Origin of the sequence: Pseudomonas phytophila (assembly GCF_025643095.1) — a bacterium.
GTDB lineage: Bacteria > Pseudomonadota > Gammaproteobacteria > Pseudomonadales > Pseudomonadaceae > Aquipseudomonas > Aquipseudomonas quasicaspiana.
Genome location: NZ_CP081201.1, coordinates 6,279,455 through 6,295,546, shown reverse-complemented (window position 1 = coordinate 6,295,546; position 16,092 = coordinate 6,279,455). Strand labels below are relative to the sequence as shown.

The window sequence follows — 16,092 nt, the reverse complement described above, 5'->3', positions numbered from 1 at the left end:
CTTTGAAGTATCGGGATTGGGTCGCTAATACCAATTCTGGTAATGCATTCCTGTGGGAGCGAGGCTTGCCCGCGATGAGGCTGGACTCGATTCCAGGTAAAAACCGCGGCACTCTCATCGCGGGCAAGCCTCGCTCCCACAGGGATTTCGCGCTATTTCAGAATAAAAAATGGCGCCGGTGAGGGCGCCATTTTTTGTGCTGCGTTCTGCCTGTTACTTGCGTTTCATCGACAGGAAGAACTCGTCGTTGGTCTTGGTCTGCTTCAGCTTGTCGATCAGGAACTCGATAGCAGCGACTTCGTCCATCGGGTGCAGCAGTTTGCGCAGGATCCACATACGTTGCAGCTCGTCATCGGCCGTCAGCAACTCTTCGCGGCGGGTGCCGGAGCGGTTGATGTTGATGGCCGGGAACACACGCTTCTCAGCGATCTTGCGATCCAGAGGCAGCTCCATGTTGCCGGTGCCTTTGAATTCTTCGTAGATCACTTCGTCCATCTTCGAGCCGGTTTCAACCAGCGCGGTGGCGATGATGGTCAGCGAGCCGCCTTCTTCGATGTTCCGTGCTGCGCCGAAGAAACGTTTCGGTTTCTCCAGAGCGTGGGCATCGACACCACCGGTCAGTACCTTGCCGGAGCTAGGAATCACGGTGTTGTAGGCACGAGCCAGACGGGTGATGGAGTCGAGCAGGATCACCACGTCTTTTTTGTGTTCGACAAGGCGCTTGGCCTTCTCGATCACCATTTCAGCAACCTGTACGTGACGGGTTGGTGGTTCGTCGAACGTCGAGGCAACCACTTCGCCGCGCACGGTGCGCTGCATTTCGGTTACTTCTTCCGGACGTTCATCGATCAGCAGAACGATCAGATGCACTTCCGGGTTGTTACGCGTGATGTTCGACGCGATGTTCTGCAGCATGATGGTCTTGCCCGCTTTTGGCGGAGCAACGATCAGGCCGCGCTGGCCTTTACCGATCGGTGCGCACAAGTCGATCACACGGCCAGTGAGGTCTTCGGTGGAACCGTTACCGGCTTCCATCTTCATGCGCACGTTAGGGAACAACGGCGTCAGGTTTTCGAAGAGGATTTTGTTCTTCGCGTTTTCCGGACGGTCGTAGTTGATCGTGTCGACCTTGAGCAGTGCGAAGTAACGTTCGCCTTCTTTCGGTGGACGGATCTTGCCAACGATGGTGTCGCCAGTACGCAGGTTGAAGCGGCGGATCTGGCTCGGCGAGACATAGATATCGTCCGGGCCGGCGAGATAGGAAGCGTCTGCAGAGCGCAGGAAACCGAAGCCGTCCTGGAGGATCTCCAGCACGCCATCACCGGAAATTTCCTCGCCGCTTTTGGCGTGCTTTTTCAGCAGGGAGAAAATCACATCCTGCTTGCGCGAACGGGCCATATTTTCTATGCCCATCTGTTCGGCCATTTCGAGCAGATCGGTAATCGGCTTTTGCTTGAGTTCAGTCAGATTCATAGGGGAATGACGTAATCATGTAGGGAGGGGAAAAATTAAGCTTTTTGGGCTTAATGAGGCCGCGCCGCAGAGAAGGCGACAGGATCGCGTACTAAATCGAAAGGAGAGCGTCGGCGACGGCTAGCAGGGGGCAACGGAGAAGCCGTTGCGGGGCCGAATGTACCACTTGATTTTCGAGACGTCTAGTATGACGCCAGAAAAAAAGCCCCGCAATTTGCAGGGCTTTGATACATCAGATGTTAGCGTCGAGGAACGCTGCCAACTGAGACTTCGACAGCGCACCTACTTTGGTGGCTTCGACGTTGCCATTCTTGAACAGCATCAGCGTCGGGATACCACGCACGCCATGCTTGGCCGGGGTTTCCTGATTTTCGTCAATGTTCAGCTTGGCGATAGTCAGCTTGCCTTTGTAGGTTTCGGCGATTTCGTCCAGAACCGGGGCAATCATTTTGCACGGGCCACACCACTCAGCCCAGTAATCAACTAGTACAGCACCGTCAGCCTTGAGGACGTCGGCTTCAAAGCTGGCGTCGCTGACATGCTTGATAAGGTCGCTACTCATGGAGTTCTCCGAGTTAGTAGGCTAAAAATCGTGGCCCATCATAGCGGGCCTTGCCCCGTTCAGGAAGTCGGCTTTGATTGAGTCTGGCTATAGACGTCCATGAATCTGGTTATAGGGGGGAGGTTTTTAGTGAGGCCGATCTTCAATCAACGTGAAACTTCAGCCTCAATGCAATTTGTAGGAGCTGCCGAAGGCTGCGATGGCGATGTATCAGAATGAACGCTTCGCAGCCTTCGGCAGCTCCTACAGATACGTGTGTTGGCTGCGGATTGACGCCCTAGCTCGCTGGCGAAACAAACACGATCCCGGTTCGTAGCGCCGCATTACGAATGTGCTCGTGCATGGCCTTTTGCGCGGGGCCTGAGGAGTGGCGGACGAGGGCGCGGAGGATCTTGCGGTGCTCCTGCCAGGTCTCCATGGCTCTTGAGGGGCGGATGAAAGGCATCTTCTGGCTCTCAAGGAAGATATCGGCTCCCGCCGTGATAATGCCGAGCATGGCCTGGTTGCCGCTGGCGATCAGTATGTGTCGATGAAACTCGAAATCCAGTCGCGAGGCGGCTTCGAAATCCCCGGCGCGCAGTTCCAGTCGCATGGCTTCGACGTTGTCTTCCAGGACGTCACGCTCATCGGCGGTTAGGGTCACCGCGGCCAGCCCTGCAGCAAAGCCTTCCAGCGCATAACGCAACTGAAACGTATCGGCCGGTGAAACGTGTTTATCGAAAGGCCAGGAAAAACCACCTGTGCGCTTTTCTGGTTCAGAAATAGCCTGAACAAAGACGCCTTTGCCTGGCTGCACGCTGATCACGCCAAGTGCGCTGAGCGACGACAACGCTTCGCGCAAGGATGCACGACTGACGCCCAGCAACGCGGCGAGATCACGCTGCGAGGGCAGGCTGTCACCCGGCATATAGCCTTGCTCGACGATCAATTTGCGGATCGCTCTCAGGGCTGATTCGGGTACGGCAAGTGGGCTATGGGGCATCACTGTTCAGGCCAGTCAGTCCGCGAAAAGTCCCTTTTATAACCATCCGTGCATTCCGGCAAGCGACGCCCAAGCCTAGGGCGGTCGGGCTTATCGGCGCTCCAAAGCGGGGCGTGACAAGGTCTTACTGGTCAGACCAGTCAGGCCGAAAAAAGCCGCGACGCCTTGGTTTATGGCTCCGAATCAACGGATGGCATGGGCTGTGCACTGAGGATCGGACAAACACCTTTCGTCCTTCACGGAGTCTTCCTATGACCAAGCGTTACAGCGCTCTGCTTACTGCCCTGTTTGCCAGCCTCATGCTCAGCCAGGCACCAGCCCACGCCGATGGTCTGGACGACGTCGTGAAACGCGGCACGTTGAAAGTTGCCGTCCCGCAAGACTTCCCGCCGTTTGGCTCGGTGGGCCCGGACATGAAACCGCGTGGTCTGGACATCGACACCGCGAAGCTGATCGCTGACCAGCTCAAGGTCAAGCTGGAACTGACACCGGTCAACAGCACCAACCGTATCCCGTACCTGACCACTGGCAAAGTGGATCTGGTGATCTCCAGTCTTGGCAAGAACCCTGACCGCGAAAAAGTCATCGACTTCTCCAAGGCCTACGCGCCTTTCTACCTGGCCGTATTCGGTCCACCTGAAGCGTCGATCAAAGGCCTGGACGATCTGAAAGGAAAAACCATCAGCGTGACCCGTGGCGCTATCGAAGACATCGAGCTGACTGCTGTTGCACCGAAAGAAGCGACCATTAAGCGCTTCGAAGACAACAACTCCACGATTGCGGCCTATCTGGCTGGTCAGACTGACCTCATCGCCAGCGGCAACGTGGTGATGGTTGCGATCAGCGAGAAGAACCCGAAGCGCATCCCTGAGCTGAAAGTGAAACTCAAGGATTCGCCGGTCTACGTCGGCGTGAACAAAGGTGAGGCGACGTTGCTGGCGAAGGTCAACGAAATCATTGATGCCGCCAAAAAAGACGGCGCACTGGAGAAGAACTCCCAGACCTGGCTCAAGCAGCCTCTGCCCGCTGACCTCTGATAGCTGCTCACTGATTTCGGAGGCTGCCAATGGCTTACAACTTTGACTTTGTACCGGTCATGCAGAACGCCGATCTGCTACTGCGCGGGGCGCTGTTCACCCTGGAGTTGACTGCCATTGGCACTGTGCTCGGGGTGGGTCTGGGTATCATCGGCGCCATCGTGCGGGCCTGGAAGATTCAGCCGTTCTCTGCGATTTTCGGGGTCTACGTTGAGCTGATACGCAACACGCCATTCCTGGTGCAATTGTTCTTTATCTTCTTCGGGCTGCCGTCTCTGGGCCTGCAGATTTCCGAATGGCAGGCCGCGATTCTGGCGATGGTGATCAATCTGGGTGCTTACTCGACGGAGATTATCCGCGCAGGCATCCAGGCGATTCCCAAAGGTCAGCTTGAAGCCGCCGCCGCGTTGGCGATGACTCGCTTCGAGGCGTTCCGCTACGTCGTATTGATTCCAGCGCTGGGGAAGGTCTGGCCGGCACTGAGCAGCCAGATCATTATCGTGATGCTCGGTTCGGCAGTCTGTTCGCAGATTGCCACCGAGGAGTTGAGCTTCTTCGCCAACTTCATTCAGTCACGTAATTTCCGCGCCTTCGAGACGTACATCGTCACGACGCTGATTTACCTCTTTATGGCGCTGATGGTTCGCCAGCTTCTGGCCTGGATCGGTCGTCGCTACATTTCGAGGAAAGGCTGATGGATTTCACCCTTTGGGATATTGTGCGCAACCTGCTCACCGGTTTGCAGTGGACGCTGGCCCTTTCGCTGGTGGCATTCATTGGTGGCGGTGCGATTGGGCTACTGGTCATGTGCATGCGCATTGCCAAACTTAATGCGCCAAGAGTTATTGCCAAGGTCTACATCGAGCTGTTCCAGGGTACGCCGCTGCTGATGCAGTTATTCCTGGTTTTTTTCGGTGTGGCTTTAATGGGCTTGGATATTTCGCCTTGGGCCGCTGCTGCGCTGGCTTTGACACTGTTTACCAGCGCGTACCTGGCTGAGATCTGGCGCGGTTGTGTCGAGTCGATCGCCAATGGCCAATGGGAGGCGTCTGCCAGTCTCGCGATGACCCCGCTGGAGCAACTGCGTTACGTGATTCTCCCTCAGGCGCTGCGTATTGCCGTCGCGCCTACGGTCGGGTTCTCGGTGCAAGTCGTCAAAGGCACTGCGGTGACTTCAATCATTGGTTTTACCGAATTGACCAAAACCGGCGGCATGCTCGCCAACGCTACGTTCCAGCCCTTCATGGTGTATGGCTTCGTCGCTCTGGGCTACTTCATGCTCTGCTATCCCCTGTCCCTCAGTGCCCGTTACCTGGAAAGGAGACTGCATGCCTCTGCTTAGAATTTCCGCGCTGCATAAATACTACGGCGACCACCACGTCCTCAAAGGCATCGATCTGACGGTTGAAGAAGGTCAGGTCGTGGCGATCATCGGCCGTAGTGGCTCGGGTAAAAGTACGCTGCTGCGTACGTTGAACGGGTTGGAGTCGATCAACGACGGCGTTATCGAAGTCGATGGCGAGTACCTGGACGCAGCCCGCGCAGACCTGCGCTCGTTGCGGCAGAAAGTCGGCATGGTCTTCCAGCAGTTCAACCTGTTCCCGCATTTGAGTGTTGGCGAGAATGTGATGCTGGCGCCTCAGGTAGTGAAGAAGGTTTCGAAAGCTGAAGCCAGAAAGATTGCCAAAGAGATGCTGGAACGTGTCGGGCTGGGTGAGAAGTTCGACGCTTTCCCTGATCGTCTGTCAGGTGGTCAGCAGCAGCGCGTGGCGATTGCTCGTGCGCTGGCGATGTCGCCGAAGGTCTTGCTCTGCGATGAAATCACCTCGGCGCTGGACCCGGAATTGGTCAACGAAGTGCTGAGCGTGGTGCGCCAACTGGCGAAGGACGGCATGACGCTGATCATGGTGACCCACGAAATGCGTTTCGCCCGGGAAGTGGGCGACAAACTGGTGTTCATGCACCAGGGCAAGGTGCACGAAGTGGGCGATCCGAAGATTCTGTTCGCTAACCCGAGAACGCCAGAGCTGGCGAATTTTATCGGGTCGGTGGAGCAGGGGGCTTAAGACGACTGCGCCACATTCCCTGTGGGAGCGAATTTATTCGCGAAGACGGTTGGGCAGGCGATAGATATGTATTGGATGTATGGGCCTCTTCGCGAATGAATTCGCTCCCACAGAGACCGCGCTTCCCCGTAGGACCGGCTAAAGCCAGTCCTAAGGGGCGCTTGCTTAAAGACGCAACAACGTCTTCCACGCACGGCTCTGGAACACGACGATGGTCTGTTGCACACGAGCATCCAGCACTTCATCGCTGATCGGCTGTTCAGCGAGGTGCACCAGCTTGTTCAGCTCACCATACAGACGATCCAGCTCCGGCAGATCCAGTGCGCCACGGGCGTGGTGCAGCCAGGCCTGAATGCGTTCGATACGCGGCAGTTGTTCGGCCAGATCTTCCGGTTGCTGCTGATAGCGACCCAGTTGCAATGCCGTGGCTTCATCGGCCAGCAAACGCGGCAACCAACTGTCCAGTTGTGCAGCGCCCTGGCGATTGCCACGGTTATTGCGTTCAACCGTCCAGCTACGTGCCAGCAACCAACGCGACGTGGTCAGCGAGAACAGGCCCCAGCGCGGGTCTTGCAGCTCTTCAAGGAACTGCTCGTGAGCTGCGCCACGTACATCCTCATCTTCCTGGCCCGCTTGAACCAGCGGACGCCAGTCTTCCAGCAAGGCATCCAGCGAGGAACGCAGTTCGCTGCTGGTGCTGCGTGGTGCTGCCTGGCCGAGGCTGCCCGTCAGCGCGCGCAACTCCGTGAGCAAGGCAACCCAGTCCTGAAGCAAGCGCCAGTGGCCGTTGAAACGGTACTGCTCGGCCAGACGCTGGCTGCTGCCCAGCAAATGCAAGGCTAGTGCAGCGTAAGCGTCATCCAGCGGCATTTCGGCTTGGAACTGCGGAGCAGGCAGCGTCAGCGAGTAGCTGTTGGCGTCCAGCAGACGATAGCCGCGCTCGGCTTTGCTGATGTCGCACGGCATCAGTGGCAGGGTCACGGCCAGCTCAGCGGCAAGCTCCAGCAGTGCAGACGGATCGCCTTCGCGCAATTCCAGCTCCAGCTCGCAGATTTCTTCCTTCTGCTTGCCTGCCACTACGTGACCAAGATCGAGTGCTGCTTCGATCACCACCTTGGTTTTACCGCGGCCCCAGGCGATTTCTGCACGCTCACGGACGAAATCGGTAGTGAATAGCGGCTTGATGGTTTTCTTGTCCAGATCGGCCAACTGCTCAGGCCAGCATTCACCGTCGAGCTTTTTCAGATCCAGCTTGGCCTTGGGCAGGTCCCAGTTGAATTCGTTACGCTCGGAAAAACCGGCAACGCTTTGGCCGCGAGTCTTCATGGTCTGAATGATCTGATCGCCATCACGACGTACACGCAGCGCAACCTTGGCGTTGGCCAAATCGCGCTCTGGTGTATCGAAATACTGATTGGACAGCTCCACGCTCTCCCAGCCGCTCTTGTTACGCTTCTTCAGCAACGGGTGATCGCGCAGTGCAGCGAGGGTTTCGCGGCTGACGCGGAGTTTGATTTCTGTTTCTTTCTGCATGGCCGGGAATCCAGACGCTTGTACTGATAAACGGGGTGCAGCCGGTTGTTGCGTGGCTACTTAGGGTGAGCAGTGTACAGGACATGGCCTTTAAGCTGCCCGCTAAGCTCTCTTGTCGCGTCCATATTGCTTCGGCGGGCGCATTTAAGTAGAGTTGGGTCTTCGAAGCGACTGACCGGATGAGATTGAGCGCTTCCCAGCGGCGAAAGCCGTACTCGCGCAAGGCGGGTCGAGAGTGGTGTCCGGATCTGCTTTACCGCATACGAAAAAGGCGCCCTTAACTGGCGCCTTTTTTCGTTTTACCGCCGTGTTGAAGTCGGCTGGTGCAGATATGTCTTGCCGCACAGCAGGACAAAGGCGATTGGCCCTTTTAGCTTTGGTCCCTCGTTTCGCTTATCACCGTGGTAAGCGCTTTCTACTATCAGGTTCAAATCCTGCCACTGACGTCGTTCACGGCTAGCTCGGCGGATTTCAAAAAATACGTAGTAAGGGCCGGATGGGGAGTCGACCGTAATCGAATAGCACCAATTGCGCTCTGCTGCAGTTTCCCAAACCTTGGCTTTTGGATGCCCAAGACTTTCAATCAATGGACGTAAATGGCGGGATAATTCGTATCTGATGGGGCAAAAGGATCTCGGTCGCTGTGTCTGCGAATCGATGATGGGTTCACCGTTGGCGTGCAACGCGGGATCATAAGCCTTGCTGAAGCAGTGAGTAGAAAACGTTACGTGAACCCGCAGGTCGCGCTTCGCCAGTTTGCTATCGACCACAAAAGTAAAGGGCTCAAGGTGCGAGAGTTCGTAGCGTTCAGCGCCTGTCGGCGTAGATGAAAAATAAGACATTACGCTCGCCAACCTTCAGAGCGCAGATTTTATCCCATGGGGGTGAAACGGCTCCGAGTGAAAACGCGACGTGTCGTTGTTGAATTGCCCTTCATCATTGTGAGGATTCGTCTTTTACCCCTTTCAAACCGCCCTTAACGGTTTATTCCCAACGCCCGATAGCCCTATGATGGTCGGCACGCTCTCCCGTTAAAGGAATCGCACATGCCCTTGCCGTCCATGAAAGATCAATTCGCCGCGTTGATTGCCGCACCTTCGGTGAGCTGCACCCAGCCGTCACTGGATCAGTCCAACCGTGCGGTGATTGATTTGCTGGCCGGTTGGCTGGGCGATCTGGGTTTTGCGTGCGACATCCAGCAGGTTTCGCCGGGCAAGTTCAACTTGCTGGCCAGTTTTGGCAGTGGTCCTGGCGGGCTGGTGTTGGCCGGGCACAGCGATACGGTGCCATTCGATGAGGCCCTGTGGAAAACTGATCCGCTGAAGCTGACCGAAGTTGATAATCGCTGGGTTGGGCTGGGCAGTTGTGACATGAAGGGCTTCTTCGCGCTGATCATCGAAGCTGTGCAGCCGCTGCTGGATAAACCGTTCAAGCAACCGCTGTTGATCCTCGCTACCTGTGATGAAGAAAGCTCCATGGCAGGCGCTCGTGCGTTGGCTGAAGCGGGGCGGCCGCTGGGTCGTGCGGCCGTGATCGGCGAGCCAACGGGCCTCAAGCCGATCCGTCTGCATAAAGGCGTGATGATGGAGCGCATTGATATTCTCGGGCGCAGTGGCCATTCTTCTGACCCAAGCCTGGGGCACAGCGCGCTGGAAGCAATGCATGATGCGATCAGCGAGCTCAAAGGTCTGCGCAAGCAATGGCAGCTTGAGTATCGCAATCCGCAGTTCAGCGTGCCGACGCCCACCCTGAATTTCGGCTGCATCCACGGCGGGGACAACCCGAACCGGATTTGCGGTCAGTGTTCACTGGAGTTCGACCTGCGCCCGCTGCCAGGCATGGACCCCAGCGTGCTGCGCGCCGCGATCCGCCAGAAGCTGGAGCCACTGGCCGAATTGCATCAGGTCAAAATCGACTACGCGCCTTTGTTTCCCGAGGCACCGCCATTCGAGCAGGCCGCCGATACAGAACTGGTGCGGGTTGCCGAACGTCTCACCGGGCATCGCGCCGAAGCAGTAGCATTCGGTACCGAAGCTGCTTATTTTCAGCGTTTGGGATGCGAAACGCTGGTGTTGGGCCCTGGGGATATTGCCTGTGCGCATCAACCGGGCGAGTATCTTGAAATGTCACGTTTGCAGCCTACAGTGCATCTGTTAAGCCAGTTGATTGAACATTATTGCCTGAACCCGCAATGAGTCGGGTCATGCCAGAGCGAGAATTAAGGAGAGTGCGCGTGCAGCCATGCTTGTTCCGACGATAACCACCACACGGTTGTGAGTGTTTCTGTCTTTCGTCCTTTTATCAGCAGGCTCTTCAGGTTATGCACGAATACGTCAATTGGCTTCGCCACGCTTCTCCTTATATCAATGCCCACCGTGAACGCACCTTCGTCGTGATGTTGCCCGGTGACGGCGTTGAACACCCCAACTTCGGCAACATCGTCCACGACTTGGTGCTGCTGCACAGTCTCGGCGTGCGTCTGGTGCTGGTTCACGGCTCACGTCCGCAAATCGAAAGCCGCCTGGCCGCTCGGGGGCTTACGCCGCAATATCATCGCAACCTGCGCGTGACGGATGCCGCAACGCTGGACTGTGTCATCGATGCGGTTGGCCACTTGCGCCTCGACATCGAAGCGCGTCTGTCCATGGACATGGCCGCCTCGCCGATGCAGGGCTCGCGCTTGCGCGTGACCAGCGGCAATCTGGTCACCGCACGGCCCATTGGCGTCTGGGAAGGCGTGGATTACCAGCACACCGGCGAAGTGCGTCGGATCGACCGCAAAGGTATCAACCGCCTGCTGGACGAGCGCCATATCGTGCTGCTGTCGCCAATCGGTTATTCGCCAACCGGCGAGATTTTTAACATCGCCTGCGAAGACGTTGCTACCCGCGCCGCTATCGATCTGGGCGCCGACAAGTTGCTGCTGTTCGGTGAAGAGCGCGGCTTGATGGACGAGCAGGGTCGGCTGGTACGTGAACTGCGTCCGCAGCAAGTCCCGGCGCATATCCTGCGTCTTGGCAGCAACTATAACTATCAGGCTGAATTGCTGGATGCTGCTGCCGAAGCCTGTCGCGGTGGCGTAGGTCGTAGCCATATCGTCAGCTATGTCGAGGATGGAGCGCTGCTCACCGAGCTGTTCACCCGCGACGGTGGCGGTACGTTGGTTGCGCAGGAGCAATTCGAACTGGTCCGCGAAGCGGCGATTGAAGACGTCGGCGGTTTGATGGATCTGATTACGCCCCTGGAAGAGCAGGGCATTCTGGTGCGTCGTTCCCGTGAAGTGCTGGAGCGCGAGATTGAGCAGTTCAGCGTGGTCGAGCGCGAAGGCTTGATCATCGCCTGTGCGGCGTTGTATCCGATTGCTGACTCCCAAGCAGGTGAGCTGGCCTGCTTGGCGGTTAACCCTGAATACCGCCATGGCGGCCGCGGTGATGAGTTGCTGGAGCGCATCGAAACCCGAGCTCGTGAACAGGGCTTGAAGACACTGTTCGTACTCACCACGCGCACGGCGCACTGGTTCCGCGAGCGCGGTTTCGAGCCAAGCAGCGTAGATCGCCTGCCTGCTGCCCGTGCGTCACTCTATAACTTCCAGCGTAATTCGAAGATTTTCGAGAAGGCGTTGTAAGTCTAATTGAGTGCAGATCAACCCTGTGGGAGCGAATTCATTCGCGAAGGGGTCAGTAAGGCGGGTACAAATCTCTCGCCTGAAAGACCGCCTTCGCGGATGAATCCGCTCCCACCGGGATTGGATTTCAACTCACATCAATCAGTTACTAATCCGCAAAATACTCGCCTGATACGCGCCGACGAAGGTGTCGAAATCCACCGGTTCTTCGGTTTGCTCCAGCTCTGCCTGTTCGGCAATCGAAGTGCTGGCCAGTGCTTCGAAGTGCGCCTGTTCTTCAGCGCTCAGCGGCTTGCTGCGGAAGTATTCAGCGTGCGCACGGCTCTGGCGCAGCGAGAACGCCGTAAAGCCTTCATTGTGCTGCTTCATGCTCGCCAGCACTTTCGCCGATGGGGTCAGTGACGCGTCATCGACCTTGGCTTGTTGCGCCGCGATGGATTCAACGTGTTCGTCAGTGCCTTGGGCCTGATCCAGCAATTGCGCGATGGGTTTGATCTTCTCCAATAGCTCGGAGGCCCATGCCTTCAGGTCGATGGTGTCGTCGTTGCGATTGAGTTCCAGGCCTGGGCGGCGTCCTTCCTTGACGACGGTCAGGAAATTCGATGCAGCGTTACGGCATTCGTTATTGGCCAGTTGCGGGCTTTCCTGCAGGGCGCAGTACAGCACGAAAGCGTCGACGAAACGGGCTTGCTGCAGATCGATGCCGGTTGGCAGGAACGGGTTGATGTCCAGGCAGCGAACTTCAACATATTGCACGCCCCGGGCGACCAGCGCCTGAATCGGGCGCTCACCCGAATAAGTGACGCGTTTAGGCCGAATGTTGGAGTAGTACTCGTTTTCAATCTGCAACACGTTGGTGTTGAGCTGGACCCATTCGCCTTCAGCGTTATGCGTGCCCACTTCGACATAAGGTGCGTAAGGCGTAGCGACCGCTTTGCGCAGGCTGTCGGTGTAGCTGATCAGGTCGTTGTAGCAAGGCGTCAGGTCGGCCTGAGCGTTGCTTTGATAGCCAAGGTCGCTCATGCGCAGGCTGGTCGCGTAAGGCAGATACAGCGTGTCGGCGTCGAACTGTTCAAGCTTGTGGGCGCGGCCACGCAGAAAGCCTGCATCCAGCGCCGGAGAGGCCCCAAACAGGTACATCAGCAGCCAGCTGTAGCGACGGAAGTTACGGATCAGGCCGATGTAAGCATGGGATTGATAGTCGCGGGCATCGCCCTCGAAATCCTCGGTTTGCTTGAGCAGAGGCCAGACGCTTTCCGGCAGCGAGAAGTTGTAGTGGATGCCGGCAATGCATTGCATGGTCTTGCCGTAACGCAGCGCCAGGCCTTTGCGATAGACGTACTTGAGCTTGCCGATATTCGAGGTGCCGTAATAGGCAATCGGAATGTCTTTTTCATCCGGCAGCGGACACGGCATCGACGGGCTCCAGAGGAGCTCGTTACCCAGCTTGTTGTAAGCAAAGCGGTGGATCTGATCCAGGCTGGCCAGGGTTTCAACCGGGTTGGCCAGTGCCGGAGTAATGAACTCCAACAGCGATTCGGAATAGTCCGTGGTGATCTGACCGTGAGTCAGCGCTGCGCCAAGGGCTTGCGGGTGCGGTGTCTGCGCCAGCTGTGCATCGCCGGTTACGCGCAGGCATTCGCGCTCAATACCGTGCAGGCACTGCTCCAGCAGGGAGAGGTTAGTGCGCTCGCTAAGCAAAGCCAGGCGGCGGTTGAGAAGTTCGCTCAAGTTGGATTCCTTCACGCGTCAGTCGCCCCAATATGGGGGTGGATGTGACGGTGTACAAGGGTGAGGATTAACTGGCGATGTCGCCTGGTTTGGTTCTGCGACGCCATTACCGATAGCTCATTCTGGCCACAGCGCGCATGGAAAATTCCGACACTTATTCAATAGCGCCGAAATTACCTTAATTTGGCCTGTCTGTACTAGACGACAGCGAACGTGCCTTGTGCTTTGGCGACAAGTTTCTCGCCTTGCAGCACTTCAGCTTCAACCACCAGCGTGCGACGGCCCGCGTGCAGCACCTTGGCGATGCACAGCACTTCGCCCTCCGATACCCCACGCATGTAGTTGATTTTGCATTCGATGGTCACGCTGCGCTGATCGAACCCGTGGGAGCTGGAACAGGCCAGCCCCATGGCGATGTCGACGAGGCTGAAAATCGCCCCGCCGTGCATCACATTGCCTCGATTACGCAGATGATCGTCCAGCGGCAAGGCCACTTCGGCGACGCCCACGTCCAGGCGGCGCAGCTGACAGCCTATCGCCCGGAAGTAAGGGCTTTCGGTGTAGCCCGCCGGAATGTCCATTAGCGCTTCTTCAGCTGTTTGGCGTTGGCGAACAAAGAAGCCATGGCGTTGTTGGCCGGGGCTGCTGTCGCGGTTTCCTTGCGCGGTGCGCTGCTTTGCTGCTGGCGCGGTGCCGAGCCAGGGCGCGAACCACGAGCGCCATCGACTTTCTCGCCTGGGGTGTCGCTCATGCGCATCGACAGACCCACGCGTTTGCGCGGGATGTCGACTTCCATGACCTTGACCTTGACGACATCGCCGGCCTTGACCGCTTCACGCGGGTCTTTGATGAATTTCTCGGACAGCGCCGAGATATGCACCAGACCGTCCTGATGCACGCCTATGTCGACGAAAGCACCGAAGTTGGTGACGTTGGTCACAACACCTTCGAGGATCATGCCTGGCTGCAGATCCTTCAGATCTTCCACGCCGTCCTGAAACTCGGCGGTCTTGAACTCCGGACGCGGGTCGCGGCCAGGCTTCTCAAGTTCTTGCAGAATGTCGGTGACAGTTGGCAAACCGAAGGTTTCGTCGGTGTACTTTTTCGGGTCCAGACGCTTGAGGAAGCTGGCGTCGCCGATCAGCGAACGGATGTCCCGGTCTGTTTCGGACGCGATGCGCTTCACCAGCGGATAGGCTTCCGGGTGAACGGCCGATGAGTCCAGCGGGTTATCGCCATTCATGACGCGAAGGAAGCCAGCAGCCTGTTCGAAGGTTTTTTCGCCCAGACGCGGGACTTTTTTCAGCGCCGCGCGGGATTTGAATGCGCCGTTTTCATCGCGGTGCGCCACGATGTTCTGCGCCAGTGTCGTGTTGAGGCCGGAAATCCGTGCCAACAGGGCTACCGAAGCGGTGTTCACGTCCACGCCGACGGCGTTTACGCAGTCCTCGACGACAGCGTCCAGGCCACGCGCGAGCTTGAGCTGTGACACGTCGTGCTGGTACTGACCGACACCGATGGATTTCGGATCAATTTTCACCAGTTCGGCCAGCGGATCTTGCAGGCGGCGGGCGATAGACACCGCGCCACGGATCGATACGTCCAGATCCGGGAACTCCTTCGCAGCCAGCTCGGACGCGGAATAAACCGATGCGCCTGCTTCGGAGACCATGACCTTGGTCATTTTCAGGCCTGGGTATTTTTTGATCAGTTCGGCGGCCAGCTTGTCGGTTTCGCGGCTGGCGGTGCCGTTGCCGATGGCGATCAGGTCTACCGCGTGCTTGGCGCAGAGTGCAGCCAGCACAGCGATGGTCTGGTCCCACTGGTTTTTCGGAACGTGCGGGTAAACCGTGGCGTAATCCAGCAGCTTGCCGGTGGAGTCGACCACTGCGACCTTGCAACCGGTGCGCAGGCCCGGGTCCAGCCCCAGTGTGGCGCGTGGGCCAGCTGGTGCGGCGAGCAGCAGGTCGTGCAGGTTATGGGCGAAAACATTGATCGCTTCGGTTTCCGCGCCATCGCGCAGCTCACCCAGCAAGTCGGTTTCCAGATGACTGTAGAGCTTGACCTTCCAGGTCCAGCGCACCACTTCGGCCAACCACTTGTCAGCCGGACGGTTCTGGTTTTGCAGGCCAAAACGCTCGCCGATCATCAGCTCGCACGGGTGCATGGTGCCGGGCAGTTCTTCACCGACTTTCAGCGCCGAACTGAGGAAGCCTTCGTTGCGGCCACGGAAAATAGCCAGTGCGCGGTGCGACGGCATGCTTTTCAGCGGTTCGTCGTGTTCGAAGTAATCACGGAACTTGGCGCCTTCTTCTTCCTTGCCGGGCACTACACGAGCACTGATCACGGCTTCCTGCTTGAGGAAGCTGCGCAGTTTGTCCAGCAGGCTGGCGTCTTCGGCGAAACGCTCCATGAGGATGTACTTCGCGCCTTCCAACGCCGCTTTCACGTCGGCAACGCCTTTTTCTGCGTCCACAAAGCGTGCGGCTTCGGCTTCCGGGCTCAACGTCGGGTCGTTGAACAGGCCGTCGGCCAATTCGCCAAGGCCTGCTTCCAGTGCGATCTGGCCCTTGGTGCGGCGCTTTTGCTTGTAAGGCAGATACAAGTCTTCGAGGCGGGTCTTGGTATCGGCGAGTTTGATATCGCGGGCCAGCTCCGGGGTCAGCTTGCCTTGCTCTTCGATGCTGGCAAGGATGCTGATGCGGCGCTCGTCGAGTTCGCGCAGGTAGCGCAGGCGCTCTTCAAGATGACGCAGTTGCGTGTCATCGAGGCTGCCGGTCACTTCTTTGCGGTAACGGGAAATGAAAGGCACGGTAGAGCCTTCATCCAGTAGGGCGACGGCCGCTGCGACCTGTTGTGGGCGTACGCCAAGTTCTTCGGCGATGCGGCTGTTGATGCTGTCCATGAGACCACCTGGAGTTGTGAGCAAAATACCTGATTACAAAGTGGCCGCGAGCTGCGCTGGCCGACTTTCGCAAGAATACTGTCGAGCTGCCATGTTCAGGCGCTGCCTGACTTTGAGGGCGGCGCATTATACCCAGCGGAGTCCGTTTAGGGGATGAGCCGACAAAAGCACTGTTTTT

14 protein-coding genes are annotated in these 16,092 nt (G+C 57.7%); 6 read left to right on the top strand and 8 right to left on the bottom strand.

The features are described from left to right. Nucleotides 1-213 precede the first annotated feature (213 nt). From rho to K3169_RS28405, 3 genes are all read right to left on the bottom strand, one after another. Nucleotides 214-1,473 carry a transcription termination factor Rho gene (rho, locus tag K3169_RS28415; RefSeq protein WP_024689162.1) on the bottom strand — a complete coding sequence of 420 codons (1,260 nt, stop codon included), beginning with the start codon at nucleotides 1,471-1,473 and terminating at the stop codon, nucleotides 214-216. A 232-nt stretch (nucleotides 1,474-1,705) separates the two neighbouring features. Continuing rightward, on the bottom strand, nucleotides 1,706-2,035 hold the full coding sequence (trxA, locus tag K3169_RS28410; protein WP_005792406.1) for a thioredoxin TrxA: 330 nt from the start codon (nucleotides 2,033-2,035) through the stop codon (nucleotides 1,706-1,708). Between the two features lie 277 nt (nucleotides 2,036-2,312). Further along, nucleotides 2,313-3,017 carry a FadR/GntR family transcriptional regulator gene (locus tag K3169_RS28405; protein WP_027902692.1) on the bottom strand — a complete coding sequence of 235 codons (705 nt, stop codon included), beginning with the start codon at nucleotides 3,015-3,017 and terminating at the stop codon, nucleotides 2,313-2,315. A 251-nt stretch (nucleotides 3,018-3,268) separates the two neighbouring features. On the opposite strand from K3169_RS28405, the gene K3169_RS28400 reads away from it, so the two are divergent. Genes K3169_RS28400 through K3169_RS28385 form a run of 4 tightly spaced genes read left to right on the top strand, consistent with a single transcriptional unit; the run spans nucleotide 3,269 to nucleotide 6,120 of the window. Continuing rightward, nucleotides 3,269-4,054, top strand: coding sequence for a transporter substrate-binding domain-containing protein (locus tag K3169_RS28400; protein ID WP_099268378.1), 786 nt, complete (start codon nucleotides 3,269-3,271; stop codon nucleotides 4,052-4,054). Nucleotides 4,055-4,083: 29 nt separating this feature from the next. Continuing rightward, complete coding sequence (locus K3169_RS28395) at nucleotides 4,084-4,749, top strand: amino acid ABC transporter permease (protein ID WP_095102035.1); 666 nt, start codon at nucleotides 4,084-4,086, stop codon at nucleotides 4,747-4,749. After that, a complete protein-coding gene (locus K3169_RS28390) occupies nucleotides 4,746-5,396 on the top strand; it encodes an amino acid ABC transporter permease (RefSeq protein ID WP_263272367.1) in 651 nt (216 codons plus the stop codon). Before K3169_RS28395 ends, K3169_RS28390 begins: the two co-directional genes overlap by 4 nt. Further along, a complete protein-coding gene (locus K3169_RS28385; protein ID WP_027902696.1) occupies nucleotides 5,383-6,120 on the top strand; it encodes an amino acid ABC transporter ATP-binding protein in 738 nt (245 codons plus the stop codon). The genes K3169_RS28390 and K3169_RS28385 overlap by 14 nt, the downstream gene beginning before the upstream one ends. A 165-nt stretch (nucleotides 6,121-6,285) precedes the next feature. Here K3169_RS28385 and K3169_RS28380 read toward each other — a convergent pair whose 3' ends face one another. Both K3169_RS28380 and K3169_RS28375 read right to left on the bottom strand, forming a co-directional pair. After that, entirely contained in the window at nucleotides 6,286-7,653 is a 1,368-nt protein-coding gene (locus tag K3169_RS28380) for an inorganic triphosphatase (protein WP_263269205.1), read from the bottom strand. 299 nt (nucleotides 7,654-7,952) lie between these two features. Further along, nucleotides 7,953-8,495, bottom strand: a complete 543-nt coding sequence (locus K3169_RS28375) for a hypothetical protein (RefSeq protein WP_099268380.1) — start codon at nucleotides 8,493-8,495, stop codon at nucleotides 7,953-7,955. 204 nt (nucleotides 8,496-8,699) lie between these two features. Between K3169_RS28375 and argE the strand changes: the two genes are divergently transcribed. Further along, complete coding sequence (gene argE / locus K3169_RS28370) at nucleotides 8,700-9,848, top strand: acetylornithine deacetylase (protein ID WP_231675382.1); 1,149 nt, start codon at nucleotides 8,700-8,702, stop codon at nucleotides 9,846-9,848. A 125-nt stretch (nucleotides 9,849-9,973) separates the two neighbouring features. Next, nucleotides 9,974-11,278, top strand: a complete 1,305-nt coding sequence (argA, locus tag K3169_RS28365) for an amino-acid N-acetyltransferase (protein ID WP_231675381.1) — start codon at nucleotides 9,974-9,976, stop codon at nucleotides 11,276-11,278. A gap of 141 nt (nucleotides 11,279-11,419) precedes the next feature. Here argA and gshA read toward each other — a convergent pair whose 3' ends face one another. From gshA to K3169_RS28350, 3 genes are all read right to left on the bottom strand, one after another. Then, entirely contained in the window at nucleotides 11,420-13,009 is a 1,590-nt protein-coding gene (gene gshA, locus K3169_RS28360; RefSeq protein WP_263269204.1) for a glutamate--cysteine ligase, read from the bottom strand. Between the two features lie 197 nt (nucleotides 13,010-13,206). Further along, nucleotides 13,207-13,590: a PaaI family thioesterase gene (locus tag K3169_RS28355; RefSeq protein ID WP_122806173.1), complete on the bottom strand. Its 384-nt coding sequence runs from the start codon at nucleotides 13,588-13,590 to the stop codon at nucleotides 13,207-13,209. Beyond that, nucleotides 13,590-15,914 carry a Tex family protein gene (locus K3169_RS28350; protein ID WP_099268385.1) on the bottom strand — a complete coding sequence of 775 codons (2,325 nt, stop codon included), beginning with the start codon at nucleotides 15,912-15,914 and terminating at the stop codon, nucleotides 13,590-13,592. The genes K3169_RS28355 and K3169_RS28350 overlap by 1 nt, the downstream gene beginning before the upstream one ends. Between the last annotated feature and the right edge of the window lie 178 nt (nucleotides 15,915-16,092).

What these genes read in the sequence shown, in the direction of transcription:
- rho (WP_024689162.1), bottom strand. Translation starts at nt 1,473, where the DNA reads ATGAATCTGACTGAACTCAAGCAAAAGCCGATTACCGATCTGCTCGAA.
- trxA (WP_005792406.1), bottom strand. Translation starts at nt 2,035, where the DNA reads ATGAGTAGCGACCTTATCAAGCATGTCAGCGACGCCAGCTTTGAAGCC.
- K3169_RS28405 (WP_027902692.1), bottom strand. Translation starts at nt 3,017, where the DNA reads ATGCCCCATAGCCCACTTGCCGTACCCGAATCAGCCCTGAGAGCGATC.
- K3169_RS28400 (WP_099268378.1), top strand. Translation starts at nt 3,269, where the DNA reads ATGACCAAGCGTTACAGCGCTCTGCTTACTGCCCTGTTTGCCAGCCTC.
- K3169_RS28395 (WP_095102035.1), top strand. Translation starts at nt 4,084, where the DNA reads ATGGCTTACAACTTTGACTTTGTACCGGTCATGCAGAACGCCGATCTG.
- K3169_RS28385 (WP_027902696.1), top strand. Translation starts at nt 5,383, where the DNA reads ATGCCTCTGCTTAGAATTTCCGCGCTGCATAAATACTACGGCGACCAC.
- K3169_RS28380 (WP_263269205.1), bottom strand. Translation starts at nt 7,653, where the DNA reads ATGCAGAAAGAAACAGAAATCAAACTCCGCGTCAGCCGCGAAACCCTC.
- K3169_RS28375 (WP_099268380.1), bottom strand. Translation starts at nt 8,495, where the DNA reads ATGTCTTATTTTTCATCTACGCCGACAGGCGCTGAACGCTACGAACTC.
- argE (WP_231675382.1), top strand. Translation starts at nt 8,700, where the DNA reads ATGCCCTTGCCGTCCATGAAAGATCAATTCGCCGCGTTGATTGCCGCA.
- argA (WP_231675381.1), top strand. Translation starts at nt 9,974, where the DNA reads ATGCACGAATACGTCAATTGGCTTCGCCACGCTTCTCCTTATATCAAT.
- K3169_RS28355 (WP_122806173.1), bottom strand. Translation starts at nt 13,590, where the DNA reads ATGGACATTCCGGCGGGCTACACCGAAAGCCCTTACTTCCGGGCGATA.
- K3169_RS28350 (WP_099268385.1), bottom strand. Translation starts at nt 15,914, where the DNA reads ATGGACAGCATCAACAGCCGCATCGCCGAAGAACTTGGCGTACGCCCA.